12 protein-coding genes and 1 pseudogene are annotated in these 14,559 nt (G+C 27.8%); 10 read left to right on the forward strand and 3 right to left on the reverse strand.

Going from position 1 to position 14,559, the window contains the following annotated elements; all coding sequences use genetic code 11:
* Positions 1–132: 132 nt before the first annotated feature.
* From BTO16_RS06165 to BTO16_RS06180, 4 genes are all read left to right on the forward strand, one after another.
* Positions 133–1,434 (forward strand): hypothetical protein, encoded by a 1,302-nt coding sequence (locus tag BTO16_RS06165; protein ID WP_105020751.1) that lies wholly within the window; start codon positions 133–135, stop codon positions 1,432–1,434.
* Between the two features lie 44 nt (positions 1,435–1,478).
* Positions 1,479–3,308 (forward strand): toxin-antitoxin system YwqK family antitoxin, encoded by a 1,830-nt coding sequence (locus BTO16_RS06170; RefSeq protein WP_105020752.1) that lies wholly within the window; start codon positions 1,479–1,481, stop codon positions 3,306–3,308.
* A 76-nt stretch (positions 3,309–3,384) separates the two neighbouring features.
* A complete protein-coding gene (locus BTO16_RS06175; RefSeq protein WP_105020753.1) occupies positions 3,385–3,897 on the forward strand; it encodes a hypothetical protein in 513 nt (170 codons plus the stop codon).
* Positions 3,898–3,915: 18 nt separating this feature from the next.
* Positions 3,916–4,350, forward strand: a complete 435-nt coding sequence (locus BTO16_RS06180) for a hypothetical protein (protein ID WP_105020754.1) — start codon at positions 3,916–3,918, stop codon at positions 4,348–4,350.
* Positions 4,351–4,679: 329 nt separating this feature from the next.
* On the opposite strand, the gene BTO16_RS06185 is transcribed toward BTO16_RS06180, so the two are convergent.
* Positions 4,680–5,426 carry a head GIN domain-containing protein gene (locus BTO16_RS06185; RefSeq protein ID WP_105020755.1) on the reverse strand — a complete coding sequence of 249 codons (747 nt, stop codon included), beginning with the start codon at positions 5,424–5,426 and terminating at the stop codon, positions 4,680–4,682.
* Positions 5,427–5,748: 322 nt separating this feature from the next.
* On the opposite strand from BTO16_RS06185, the gene BTO16_RS06190 reads away from it, so the two are divergent.
* The 6 genes and pseudogenes from BTO16_RS06190 to BTO16_RS06215 all read left to right on the forward strand — a co-directional run bounded on the left by BTO16_RS06190 (position 5,749) and on the right by BTO16_RS06215 (position 13,045).
* The gene (locus tag BTO16_RS06190; RefSeq protein WP_105020756.1) at positions 5,749–6,534 is read left to right on the forward strand and encodes a pentapeptide repeat-containing protein; all 786 of its coding nucleotides are present in this window, start codon (positions 5,749–5,751) and stop codon (positions 6,532–6,534) included.
* Positions 6,535–7,031: 497 nt separating this feature from the next.
* The gene (locus BTO16_RS06195) at positions 7,032–8,801 is read left to right on the forward strand and encodes an AMP-dependent synthetase/ligase (protein ID WP_105020757.1); all 1,770 of its coding nucleotides are present in this window, start codon (positions 7,032–7,034) and stop codon (positions 8,799–8,801) included.
* Between the two features lie 193 nt (positions 8,802–8,994).
* Positions 8,995–9,138: pseudogene (locus tag BTO16_RS18035) on the forward strand (BLUF domain-containing protein); the annotation flags it as partial.
* Positions 9,139–9,495: 357 nt separating this feature from the next.
* On the forward strand, positions 9,496–9,909 hold the full coding sequence (locus tag BTO16_RS06205) for a BLUF domain-containing protein (protein ID WP_105020758.1): 414 nt from the start codon (positions 9,496–9,498) through the stop codon (positions 9,907–9,909).
* Positions 9,910–10,308: 399 nt separating this feature from the next.
* Positions 10,309–11,586, forward strand: coding sequence for a PAS domain-containing protein (locus tag BTO16_RS06210; protein WP_105020759.1), 1,278 nt, complete (start codon positions 10,309–10,311; stop codon positions 11,584–11,586).
* A 181-nt stretch (positions 11,587–11,767) separates the two neighbouring features.
* Entirely contained in the window at positions 11,768–13,045 is a 1,278-nt protein-coding gene (locus BTO16_RS06215; protein ID WP_105020760.1) for a PAS domain-containing protein, read from the forward strand.
* Positions 13,046–13,063: 18 nt separating this feature from the next.
* Here the strand turns inward: BTO16_RS06215 and holA are convergent, their stop codons facing one another.
* Together holA and BTO16_RS06225 are read right to left on the reverse strand one after the other, a co-directional pair.
* Positions 13,064–14,065, reverse strand: a complete 1,002-nt coding sequence (gene holA / locus BTO16_RS06220) for a DNA polymerase III subunit delta (protein ID WP_105020761.1) — start codon at positions 14,063–14,065, stop codon at positions 13,064–13,066.
* A complete protein-coding gene (locus BTO16_RS06225) occupies positions 14,066–14,554 on the reverse strand; it encodes an AAA family ATPase (protein WP_105020762.1) in 489 nt (162 codons plus the stop codon).
* Positions 14,555–14,559: the final 5 nt, after the last annotated feature.

Consider the following 14,559-nt stretch of genomic DNA (forward strand, 5'->3'; position numbering starts at 1 on the left):
TTCTCTAGACTGTTACAACAATTACTGAAGCAATTGCCCCACTTTTAATATAATGGTTTTCTTAATAATTTTGGTAGTTCAAATCTTAAAAAACCTACACGTTAGGAATCCAAGCACATAATTAAAAATAAAATGAAAAAACTACTAACCATTTGCTTTTTAATATCAATAATTGTTACTGTAAAAGCTCAAAAGAAAGGCATAATTTTAGCTGAATCAGAAAGGGAATCTTGTTTTGCATACGCATATGCAGAATCGCCAGTAAATCCAAATGTTAAAATTCTAATTGTAAGTTCATATGTTTATAGAAAAAAATACAAAGACACAGATGCATCCGATAAGCTTTCAAATGCAAGCACAAATTATTATGGTAATATTATAAATTACTTTAATAAGAAATTAGATGAAATTACAACAAATGAAAGAGTATTTGTTTCAGGAGTTGCAAAAGATATTGTTTTTGATTCTAATATTGCAGAATCATTTTATTCTATTGTTAAAGCAGATGGCTACTGTCCTATCACCTCCAGAGAACAGTTAAATATGCCGCAACACTCAAGTACAAGAACATTTTCCGCAGATTGTAGGAATCGTTTAATCAGTTCAAAAAGAGCGGAAGGCTACTATGTCTTTCAGGTTGAATTTAATGAATTTTATGAACCACGAGATTCTTATGGAAGCCTATGGACAGAAGAACATCATAAATTAGCAGTTGATCAAGTAGAAAAATTATCTCCATTGATTATTGATGTTTACATACCAAGTTTAATTAAGAATTTATCCAATTACAAAAGTATTCCAGCTTCTAGTTACAAAATGCCTGGTCTAATCGTTTCTGGAGAATCATCTTCTGACAAACCTGCTAATAGTTCGCCTTCAACATTAAATAGTTCTTCCTTATCTAGTGACGCAACTGTTTATAATAACATGTTTTTGGCAGAAGATGCAAGAAAGCAACAAGAAGAAAAAGCATATCAAGATTTAGTAAAAGGTGTTTTTGATTTATTTGCACCTTCACCCGAAAAATTAGCTAGAGAGGCAAAAGAGAGAGAATATTTACAGAAAATGCAAACAGAACAATTTAATTTAGGTCAAAAATTGATAAAAGAAAATTTTACTAATGCGTTAAATGGAGATTCACTTTCTATATCAAAAACCTACCAAGGTTATTTAAAAACTGGAAGTAAAGTAACTGCTTCTCAATTTGTTATAAAAATGCATGAAAAACATCGAAGCAAAGCAACTTTTAACTTATTAAATTCAATTTATAAAGCAGAAGAAGCTGGATTTAACAGTGTAATAGATCTTCATAATTTTGACAAAAGAACAAATAGAGCATATGTTTTCATGATTCTGGGAGGAACCGCTGCAGCAATTCCATTAGTATATAAAGATCAAATAGTAGATAAAAATAAGATTGGAGACCCCAAGTAACCTACTAAATTTTTCAAAAAAAAACACCTAGAAAACTTAAAACTATGAAAGCCAACCGAATCATTTTAGTCTTATTTATATTTTATATTCAAAGTTTAAACGCACAAGTAGAAAAAATACACTTTGAAAATGGTAATATAAAAGAAATAGGTGAATATGACTCAACCGGAAAAGCAATAGGAGAATGGAAACACTATCACGAAAACGGACAATTAGAATCGATTGGAAAGTATGAAAATGGTGAAGCTATAGGAGAATGGAAATTCTATTATAAAAACGGACAGCTAGAAAGGGTTGGAAAGTTTGAAAATAAAATAGCAACAGGAAAATGGACGTTTTATTTCGATAATGGAAAATTAAAATCGATTGGAAATTTAGAAAATGGACAAGTAGTAGGAGAATGGAAATTCTATTATAAAAATGGGCAATTAAAGATGATAGGAAAATACGCAAATGTAAAACCTGCTGGTGAATGGAAATTTTATCATGAAAATGGGCAATTAAGTTCTATTGGAAAAATGGAAAATGGAATAGTAATAGGAGACTGGAAACACTACTACGAAAACGGGCAATTAGAAAAAATTGAAAACCTAAAAAACGGTAAACTGATGTACATAAGTTCTTATTTTGATGTTAATGGTACTGCCCTGAATCAGGAAACTTTACAAAATGGAAATGGCTTTGTAAACGAATATTATCAAGGCTTATTAATAAACAAAATTGAATATATAAATGGAGAAATGAAGGAGGATACTTTTAGTATTCTTCCTTTTTGGGACAACGCATATTATTTAAATAGCTTCGCTTGGGGAGTTTATGAGAAAACAAATAGTACTACTACTGAATTAAATAACGCTATTATTTGGGTAAAAAGAGCCATTAAACTAAATAAAGACAGTTATAATACAGACACTTATGCTGCATTGCTATACAAAACAGGTTTTTATACCTTGGCTTTGGAAATGGCTGAAGAATCCCTTGTACTAGGCAAAAAAGAGAAGCTGGATATTACTGCAACCGAAAAACTAATCGAAAAAATAAAAGAAAAACAAGATGCTGGATCTAGTTTATCCTTTATTGGCATGGAATATATTGATGCATTTATGTTGCAACCAAAAATTGAAGAGTTTAATGGAGGTAAAAGAGATCCTGATTTTTTATATGATTTATCCATCAATGCCATAAGAGTTAATAAAAAAGATGCAAGCGATTATGTTAAGGCTTACTACAAAACGCAAAAGAATTTAATGACAGCTAAAACAATCGATTTAATGTATCAATATATAGAGAATCCATTATCCGATGAATTTATTTTTTTACAAAAAAACGAAGTTGAAGCCGAAAAGTTATATCAAGAAAATTCAATTTCAGATAAGTTAGATTTGGTAGTTTTAGAATATGCTATAACTGTAAATAAAGAAAACCAGCCAAAAACAATAACCACTCAAAATATGGTTTTAGCGGTTGAAAAAACAATTCTAAAATTTAGGCCACAAAAAGCATTTGAACTAAAAAATCGTTTTGGTATGCAAATTTCTACGGACACGAATGACCATGCATTGTTTGAAAAATATACGCTTGCCTATTTGGATAAAAATTACAAAAACCAAAGTATGGGCTTTTTAAACGATACAGCTTGGCGTTTTTTTGAGCATAGTATTAATATTGAATCTCTAGAGAAAGCTTTAAAATGGGCCATTGAATCTGTCTCAAAATCCAGCAATTTTCATAACAATGACACTGTTGCCAATTTATATTACAAGCTAGGAGATAAAAACAATGCACGTATATATGCAGAAATAGCAATTAAGTTAGGGAAAGTAACAGGGAAAAACACAACTACTACAGAGCTATTATTTCAAAAATTAAAATAATGTAATGCTCTATTTTTTATGAATGAAAATAAATGTCTTTTCTACAAATAATATGGTGTAAAATGAAACTCAAAATATGAAATTCTCCAAAAAGGAAAAACAATTCTGGCAAACCCATTATCATTTTGATAAACCTTCTCAACTTCATGGAGATTGGCAACAAATTTGGTCTATGCACGGAGTTGAAAAAGATGATTTCTTTTATTTTTTCACTTTACGCGTTACCAGCATTATTGAAGTTCACCTAAAAGAGACATTAATTACAGATAAAGCCGTTGAATACATGACTAAATTTAAAAAACTTCAAAACCTCTATTTAAGAAGACATGAAAACATAACTAAAGCAAGTATTCCGTTTATAAATAAAATGAATAATTTAGAAAGTTTAAACATCACTAAAACTAAAATTACCTTAACCGATTTATCTGAGCAGTTGAACAATCAAAGTCTAAAGGAAGTATTTTTGGATTCGGAAGAAAATGAAGAAAACATATTGGAGAACGCATTTATTTTAAAAGAACGCATGCCAAATTGTGCTATTTATTTAAACACCTCTGATCCTACTGGTGAGAAACCAATTTTTAATTAATCTTTAAAAGCTAACAACATGAAAAACACATTAAATAGTATAAATAAGATCTTAATTCTTGCATTCTTTTTGTTTTTTATATTTCCAACAACTCAGGCGCAAAGTATTAGTTCTGGAAAGTTTACTACACGTATAAGCGATTTAAAAACAAGAAGTTATACTCGAGAGGTTTATGATACAAAACACAAAATAGTAGAATATTTTGGAAATTATGAAATTTTTAAAAAAGGAAAATTAATTAAAAGCCACGACTTCGAGGTTCAAATTTGGAATGGTAATATGTTATATCTACATCTTAATGACACTGCAAGAAAAGGATACCCACTTACGTACGATTATAACACAAAAAAATATGAAATCGCAAATAAAAAATTTAAACCTAAAAAAACAAATACGATAGAAAGTATCATATTAAGTGGTATTTTAATACATCTAAAATATTTTAAAGATTAGTTTTTAATACATAAAAGAAATAGTAAAAAGTACTAAAATTAAAATAATTTTTAATGAAAGTTTTTAAAGAAAAGGGTACTGTAGAAAAACTATTTGTATTAAAAAAAGAAAAAAGTTTTGCCTTTGTTAGATGCTTTTGTAAATGCTAGATTGTGGATCGAAAACAAAAAAGAATCAACATCTCTAAATAAAAAAAATCAGCCTTTAGAAAACTCTAAAGGCTGATTTTTTTTATTTGCGTTAGGGATTGCAGTGAAAATCCTTTTTGCTTTTTTAAGCAAAAAGATTGCAACGTAAAGCCCGACCTTGGTAACGCCCAAAAACAAAAGCTATTGCACTTTTTTTATGGTAGATTCGCCAATAACAATTCCTTTTTTTAAGGTAGCATCACCTTTATAAAGCACCGTAGCTTCGCCATATGCAGTTACTTTAAATTTATTAGAAACATTTAATTTAAAGGTTCCGTCTCCATAAGCGGTTAGTTTGGTTTCTTCTGTAATTAGATTAGAAGCCATTACTTTACTTGCGCCGTAAGCGGTAATTTTTTGCTTTTTAACCTTCCCGCTATCTATCTTTAAATAGCTTTCGCCATAAATAGCGACTGTTAATTGATTAACTTCGATGCTGTTAATTGTAACTTCGGATTTACCGTAAATTAGTAATTTACATTCTTGTTGAATTATAGGCGTTTGAAACGTGATTTTCTCTTCTCCTCTTAAAGAAAAAGTATTTACATCTATATAAGTAATAATTAATTTAGCTACTCGCCCATTATATAAAGGCACTTTCATTTCGGTATTTCTAGTAACTATTTTTTTATTTTTAGTGTAGGTTTTGGCACCTTCTAGGTAAACTTGTAGCGTTCCGTTTTCTAGTTCGTAGGTAAACTTTTCTATAGGCACATTAATGTCTTCTATAACAATACTTGCCTCGTTGCCCTTTTTAAAAATAGCTTCTATGTGCGGGCTTACAATAACTTTATCAAAATTAGCATCTAATTTTATTGCTTTTTGTGCATTTATCTTACTGTTTATAAAAAGTAAGGAAGTAAGGAGAATAATCAATTTAAATTTCATAATATCAATTTTAAAATTAGTTTTTATTTGCAGTTATTTAGTTTAAACAATCGTTAGACTATTCAAAAGACTGCGCAATTTTTAGTTTGTGACACATTTTTTAAATTTTATTAGAAGAGTACCTGCTTTTTAAAAATAGATGAAGTTTACAAAATAGAATCGGTAATAATTTAATACAATTGTAACTATTATATCATTTTTAGATAAACCTACTTGCAGTGTAACTTAACAACTATTTTCTAATTAGCTATTTTTTGTTTAAAACTGTCACAATTTAGTTTCATTCTTGTCTTTTAATAGAATAACTATAAAAATACACGAAATGAAAATCAAAATCAATTTTATCATTTGCTTTCTTTTAGCATCCACTTTTTCTTTTGCACAAAAAACAGTGAAGGCATCCGATATTTTAAAAGATATAAAAGACGGTAAATCTGTTTCTTATCAAAATGCAACAATTACCGGTGTTTTAGATTTTACCTATATGGATGAAGCACTAAAAAATTTACCAAGCAAAAAGAAAAGTAGTTGGTGGAGTAGCGGAAACACTACAAACGTGATAAAAAAAATAATTGATGTAAAAATTTCTTTTGTAAACTGTATTTTTAAAGATGATGTATTAGCATATATACCAGACGAAGATTCTGGCTACACATTTACTGCAAATTTTGAAGAACAGGCTATCTTTAAAAGTTGTGTTTTTGAGAGAAAAGCAATGTTTAAATACTCTCGTTTTGAAAGAAATACTGATTTTTCTGGCGCTGCATTTAATGATGACAGTACTTTTAAATATGCAAAGTTTGACAGTGATATTAATTTTACTAACTCAACATTTAATGAAATAGCAACTTTTAAATATGCTGATTTTAGCAGAAATGTGAGCTTTTATGGCGCTGCGTTTAAAGATGCTGCAATTTTTAAATACACAAAGTTTAATAACGGGGTTTCCTTTAAAAACGCACAATTTAAGCAAGATTTAAATATTAAATATATGAATGTTTCTGGTGATTTTAATATTACTAATATGAAAGTTGGCTACGATATAGACTCTAAATACACAAAAATTAATGGTCAAAGCTTCGACAAATATTTACTAGAAAACAGATAACCTTAAAGCACTTAAATTTCTTAAAAATGCTTAAATATTGCCATTGATAACGAAATTTAATAGTAAGAATACTATGTTTACTTATTACAAAATATAGCATTTACAGATAAAAATGAAAATTTCAAAAACTTGAACATTACTTCTATCGCTAAAATTAATACAAAAGGTTCTTTAACAATTATTGATTAAACAAGTAGTTTAAAGTTGTTAATTGAAACAAGAGGCTGATTCGTAGTACTTAAAAAGATCTAGATTTTTACAATTAGTAATTTAGAAAATAGAAACAAATTAAAGAGTTTGAAATTATACCTACTAAATGATTTTTAGAATTAAAACCACCCAATCCGACAATGAAAATAAAACGAAAGTTAATTAAAGAAAAACACAACTATTTACATTAAAAAATATAAAATTCTTAAAATATAAAGTCTTTTAATAAGTATTTGTAAAATACAAGTATATTTATTACTTTGCAATGTATAAATTAGAAAGACCTTATGCCGACACAAATTAGTAGATTATTTGATTTTCCCTATTATCAATTAGAAACTTACAATCTTAAGAAAGCGTTTTCCACAAAATACGATGGAAAATGGGAATCTATTTCTTCGCAAGAATATGTAGATCGATCGAATCAATTTAGTAGAGGTCTACTAAAATTAGGTATAAAACCTAATGATAAAATAGCTATTATTTCAACATCCAATAGAACTGAATGGAATATTTGTGATATTGGTGTTTTACAAACTGGTGCGCAAACTGTACCAATATATCCAACTATTTGTAAAGAAGATTATGAGTATGTTTTAAATCATTCTGAAGCCACTTACTGTTTTGTTTCTGATACCACAATACTTGAAAAATTAAATCAAATTAAAAGTAACACAAAATTAATAGCTGTTTTTACTTTTGATGATATCAAAGGAGAAAAAAGTTGGAACGAAATCTTATCATTAGGTGAAGATGAAAGCAACCAAAATGAAGTTGAAGCAAGAAAAGATGCTGTAAAAGCACAAGATTTAGCTACATTAATTTACACTTCGGGCACAACAGGAAGACCAAAAGGTGTTATGTTATCTCATAACAACATTGTTTCTAACGTTTTATCTGCTAAAAAAAGAGTTCCTTTAGATTACGGTAATTCTAAAGCCTTAAGTTTTTTACCCGTTTGTCACATTTTTGAACGTATGATTTTATATTTATATCAATATTGTGGCGTTGATATTTATTATGCAGAATCTATTGAGAAATTAACAGAAAATGCTCAAGAAATTAAGCCAGAAGTAATGACTGCTGTTCCTAGATTGTACGAAAAAATCTATGACAAAATCGTTTTAAAAGGTGAAGATCTTGCTGGTATCAAGAAAAAATTATTTTTCTGGGCTTTAAACCTAGGTTTAAAATACGAACCTTATGGCGCAAATGGTTGGTGGTACGAAAAGCAATTAGGGTTAGCTCGTAAACTTATTTTTTCTAAATGGCAAGCTGCTTTAGGTGGCGAGTTAAAATTAATGGTTTCTGGAAGTGCAGCTTTACAGCCAAGATTAACGCGTGTTTTTGCAGCTGCAGGAATGCCAATAATGGAAGGTTATGGTTTAACCGAAAGCTCGCCTGTAATTACAGTAAATGATGTTACAAACGGTGGCTTTAGAGTAGGTACTGTTGGTAAAGTTATTGAAGGTGTAGAAGTAATAATTGCTGCAACAGGTGAAATTTTAGCAAAAGGACCAAACATAATGTTAGGGTATTATAAAGACCCAGAAAAAACAGCCGAAGTTATTAAAGACGGTTATTTTTATACAGGTGATAAAGGAGAATTTGACAAAGATGGTTTCTTAAAAATTACAGGTAGAACCAAAGAAATGTTTAAAACTTCTGGAGGTAAATATGTGATTCCGCCATTATTAGAAGGCGAATTAAAACAATCTTTATTTATAGAGCAAGTAATGGTTATTGGTGAAAACGAAAAAATGCCAGCAGCTATTATTCAGCCAAATTTCGAATATTTAAAAGGTTGGGCAAAAGATCATAATATTCCTTTTAATTCAAATGATGAGTTAATAGCAAACCCAAAAGTGATTAAAAAAATACAAGATGCTGTAGACACTTGTAATTGTAATTTTGGTAATTGGGAACAAATTAAACGTTTTGAATTAACTGCTGATGAATGGACAATTGATGATGGGCACTTAACTCCTACGATGAAAATGAAGCGTGCAATAATTTTAAAAATGTATCAAAATTTATATGATAAGATTTATAAATAGTTTAAAAATCAAATTTAATTTAACTCCCACTTTTGGGAGTTTTTTTTTATCTAAAAAAGGTTTAGATTAAAAGAATACTTTCACAATTACCTACTAATCAATAAATAAGATATAAAATTTTGCCAAGAAATTCAACATAAAAAAGATAATTGAACTTATTTATTATTCTGTTTAAGAGGTAGAACTATCCGAAGAAAATGTATCAAATATTCTTTTACCAGCTCGAGGATATAATGCCTCAAAAAACATTACAGTATGTTTATTTTTTCATAATATGATTTTTTTACAGTTACCTGAAGGCAGAGAGAAGAGGTTCGTAATTTGCATCGTAAAATAAAAAAAGTTAAAAAACACACAAATATTACATTCGTATTTGAAGAGATTATAAAAGAAAGAATGTTTCCGTGCTGAAGCATGGAATTTCATAAATTTAACAATACAAATCAATTTATTAAAAATATTGACTTTCTTTTAAAAAATAATGACCTAACAACAAAAACTGAAGATATGTATTAGAATCTTACCAAGCTTATAGAACCTAATAAAAAAACGATTTAACTCCCGCTTTGGGAGTTTTTTTATCGAAAAAAAGGTTATTCTTCTTTAGTTTTTAAAAAATAAAGATAACTTAGCTTATATTACGTGTAAATAAGATTGCTCCCTGATAAGTCTTTTGAACTTAAATCTAAAAAAAATGTTTGAACTAGTATATTATTCAATTTCTAACACAGAAATAACTACTGAGATCGTTAACGATATTCTTAAAAAATCTCGAGCAACTAACGCTAAAAAAAATATTACAGGATGTTTACTTTTTTATAATAAGGTATACTTGCAGTTATTAGAGGGCGAAAAAGAGGCTGTTCAAGAATTATACGAAAAAATAAAAAGAGATACAAGGCATTATGAGGTTACACTTTTGGTGGAACATGATGTACCAGAAAGAATGTTTCCGGGCTGGAGTATGGCTTTTCATGAATCTATTAATAAAGAGTCAGATATTAATCAATTTATTAATAATATTGATTTTTTCTCTAAAAACAACGACCTCCAAACCGAAGCTACAGATATGTTTTTAAGAATGGCAAAACACATTGTTGTTAAATAAATTTAAAGTTTTAACACAACTTTAAATAGAAAAAAAGGCCTTTTTAAGTGCCTTTTGTAACACTTTTTAAGCAGTAAACACATACTGGTGTTAAACTTTTTATAAAAAAAAGTACATAACTTTTGGAATTTTGGAAAAAAAAATATATTTTTATGATCTACATTATGTATTATTAAAATACATAATTGTATTAAAACCCTCCCTCATGAAAAAAATTGCAGTACAGATATATAATTCTATATCAAATACACCTGAAACTTCCAAAATCATATCTGAAACTCTAAAACCAGATCGAGAATTGAATTCCAAATAAAAAGTAGAACACATTATTTATTATAGCACAATAAAATTTTTCTTCAAATATTAGAAGAATAAAATGTAATGATAAAATTTATTTAAATGAAGATAAGTCCCCCTACTGAAGTCAAAGAGTTAAATTTAGCAAGTTATACTTCTAAAATAATTATAACTTCTTGTCTTTTAATAAGTCTAATTGTAATTCTGGGTTGGAGCATTAACTCCCAAAAAATTTTAATACTATTTACAGGTAATCCTTCAATGAAGTTAAACACTGCGTTCGTTTTACTTTTTGCTGGTATTAATTTAATTATTTTTAATTTTGAAGATAAAATTTACATTAAAATATATAAACTTCTTTCAATTACAACCATTCTCATTGGTTTAATTACCTTATTTGCGAATGCAGGTTTCTATTTTTTTGATATAGACAATTTTTTAATTAATGATGTTTTTCATGAAATTAACCCAGGTAGAATGTCTCCAACATCATCTATTTGTGCAGTATTAATTGGTATTAGCTTTTTACGTTTTAAATCTAACAATACAGTTTTCTTAAAACTTAGCAACCATACCTCTAAAATAGCTTCCATAATTTCGCTGATATCCTTAATTTCTTATATTCTAATTATACCGCAAGAAAATAAAATACCTATATTTAAAACAATGTCTTTGCATACTTCTATATTATTCTTTGTAATCTCTTTAGAATTAATGTTTAGAAGAAAAAAATCTATTTTTAACAAATTATTTTTCAGCACATATTTAGGAAGTAAAAACTTTAGAAGTGCACTTCCACTAATTATAATTTATCCTATTGTAATTTCTAACCTATTATTACTTGGTTTTGCTGAAAATTGGATTAGTGCAGACGCAGGTATTCTTATTTATACCGTAATCATTATTCCTGTTGCTATTCTTTATGTTTCTAGATTTGCATTAAATATAAATTTTATTGAAAAAGAAAGAAAAATTCTTGACATGAAATTAGAAGCTCATAATTTAAACCTAAATAATTTTAATAAAGCTTTAGATTTAATAGCAACCATGGCAGTAACTAATAAACAGGGAGTTATAACCTATGTAAATGATTCCTTTTGTGAAATCTCACAATATTCTAAAAAAGAATTAATTGGATCTACTTTTAAAATAATACACTCTGGATATCACGAACCAGCTTTTTTTAAAAAGATGCAAGAAACTATGAAAACAGGAGAAATATGGTCTGGTCAAATAAAAAACAAAGCTAAAGACAATTCTTTTTATTGGGTTGATGCTAAAATAATACCTTTTAAAAATCGTAAAAAAGAGATAACAGGCTATATCCACATAATACAAGAAACATCAACCGAAACTAAACCTAATAATATGATTTCTTAAAACTAATAACTGTGAATAACCTTAAGGGAAATTTTAAAAAACAGCAAACAATTTAATTAAATAAATTTCTTGTCAATAATTTAAAACCGAATTAAATTTATTAAAACGCAACTAACAAAAAATTAGATTTTATAAAAACTATTAATTTAATTTTTATATTCATCATTTATGTATTATCCCTATGAAATACTTACCCAAAAAATTAAGTTCTGCAAACATTTTTACACTATTTCCTAATAAATTTTTAGCTAATTTTATTATTACTGTCTCAACCTTATTAAGTTTATCTGTTATTTTTTTATGGTATATAGAGTCCGAAAAAGCTTTAACGTTATTAACAGGCACTGCAACAATGAAGTTTAACACTGCTTTGGTTTTTCTTTTTGCTGGTGTAAACTTATTTATCATTAATAAAAAAAAACCAGTATTAAACTCAATTTATAATACACTCTCCTTTTTAATTATTTTAATTGGTTTATTGACTTTAGTTGAATATACAAACTTTTCTTATTTTGAAATCGACAATTATTTTATCAAAGATGTTTTTTCAGAAACCAATCCTGGAAGAATGTCTCCTGCCACGGCAATTTGTTCCGTACTATTAGGGGTAGGTTTTTTAGGTTCCAAATCTAAAAATATGGTTTTTTTAAGGTTTAGTCAAAACACTGCATTAGTAGTTTTTATAATTTCATTAACGGCGTTGATAGCATATATTTTAATTATACCAACAGAAAATAAAATTTATATCTTTAAAACAATGTCTTTACAGACAGCTATATTATTTTTTGGTATTTCTCTAGATTTAATTTTAAAAAGAAAGATATCACTATTTCATAAACTCTTTTCTAGCAGGTATCTAGGTAGCGAAATTTTTAAAAGAACGCTTCCTTTAATAATTATTTTCCCTGTGGTAATTGCAAACTTATTATTACTTGGAATTAGCGAAAATTGGATTAGTATAGACTTTAGTATCCTTCTTTTTACTGTTATAATGATACCACTTGGGCTTTTATATATATCACGAATTGCAATGAAATTAAATAATACAGAAAAAAATAGACACAGATTAGAAAATAATTTAGTGCAACAAAATAAAAAGTTAAAAAGCTACGAACAAGCTCTAAATAAAACTGCAATATTCTCGATAACAGATATTAATGGAAATATGATGTATGCAAATAATTCATTTTGTGAAATTTCAAACTTTTCAAAAGAAGAACTTATTGGTAATTCTCATCCTTATCTAAATGCTAGGTATCAAGAAAATAATTTATTTAAAAAAATATGGAATACTATTAATTCTGGAGAAATCTGGAAAGGAGAAATTAAAAATAAATCAAAAAAAGGTAAAGTATATACAGTAAACACAACAATTATTCCTGTTAAAGACGCCAATGGAACTATCAAAGAATTTATAGAAATAAACAACAGTTTAGTTTATAATGCTGAAAAAAATTAATAGGTGTCTAAAATAAATTTAATGTAATATTTTAAACAACAATTCTTTTAAGATATCTTCTTGAGTTTGATTTGCTCCAACACCTTTACTTTTAACATCAGCATCTCTTAAAAATGCAATTACTTGGGCAACTTTACGCATTGGATAATTTCTACCTGCTAAAAAATATTCATCTATAAAATAAGGGCTTACGCCTAAAGCTCTAGCAACAGAACTTTTAGACTTATCTTGTAAACCATGAAACAATAAGAGTTGTGTAAAAAAACTATTCAACAAGGAAATAGTCATCACTGTTGGGTTGTTCTTCGGATTTTCGGAAAAATAATTAATAATTCTGTTCGCTTTTAAAATGTTCTTCTCGCCTACTGCTTTGCGCAACTCAAAATTATTAAAATCTTTAGAAATACCTATATTATCCTCAATATGTTTATCATTAATAACCGTTTCTTTTGGCAGAATAATCATTAATTTATCTAACTCGTTCGATATTTTACTTAAATCAGTTCCTAAAAACTCTACCAACATTTGTGAAGCTTTGGGCTCAATCTGGTATTTTTTGCCACTTAAAACTCTTCTAATCCAGTCAGAAACCTGATTTTCATATAACTTTTTACTTTCATAAATTAAACCAAATTTAGCAATGGCTTTGTGCAGTTTTTTACGTTTATCAAGCTTTTTATATTTATAATTTAAAACTAAAACAGTTGTTGGTTGCGGATTTTCTGCATAAGAAACCAATTTCTCTATGTTTTTACTTAAATCTTGTGCTTCTTTAACAATTATAACTTGCCTTTCTGCCATCATAGGGTAACGCTTTGCTGCCGATACAATATCTTCTATTGTAGAATCACGTCCATACATTACTTGTTGATTAAAGCCTTTTTCTGTTTCTTCTAAAATATTTTCTTCAATATAATCAGAAATTTTATCAATATAATAAGGTTCTTCTCCCATTAAAAAATAAATAGGTTTTATGTTTCCGTTTTTAATATCTAAAACAATGTTTCTTATTTCGTTCATTTATTCTTTTATGATTATAGCAGTTAGTAACTCTGCTTCTGTAAGAGTTTCAAACCAAGTTTCCATAAATTCAAAATCCTTTTCAGTTACTACAAAGTCAAAGGTTTCTCCTTTTTCAACATTTCTTTTTAGAACTCTCTCTTTTCGTATTTCTTTCGGAATATTTAAAAAATGAATTCTAACTTCAATGTTATGTTTCTTAGCAAAATTTCTATATTTTTCTCTGTGTAAAAATTTAGAAAGCCCAACATCTAAAATACTATCGACTTTTGCGTTTTCTAATTGTAAAATTAAATTCTGCATCAATAATTCAGCCCTTTCAATGCGTTCTAAAAACCAATCTAAACCATCTTTTTCTGTTTTATCAGGAAAAAACAATATTTTATTCCATTTATCTATCGTAAAAATAACACCATTTGATTCGGCCTTCATTCTATTTGCGTAGGTAGATTTGCCTGCACCAGTATTACCTACTAATAAATGTATCATAACTG

The organism is Polaribacter glomeratus, assembly GCF_002954665.1.
Lineage (GTDB): Bacteria > Bacteroidota > Bacteroidia > Flavobacteriales > Flavobacteriaceae > Polaribacter > Polaribacter glomeratus.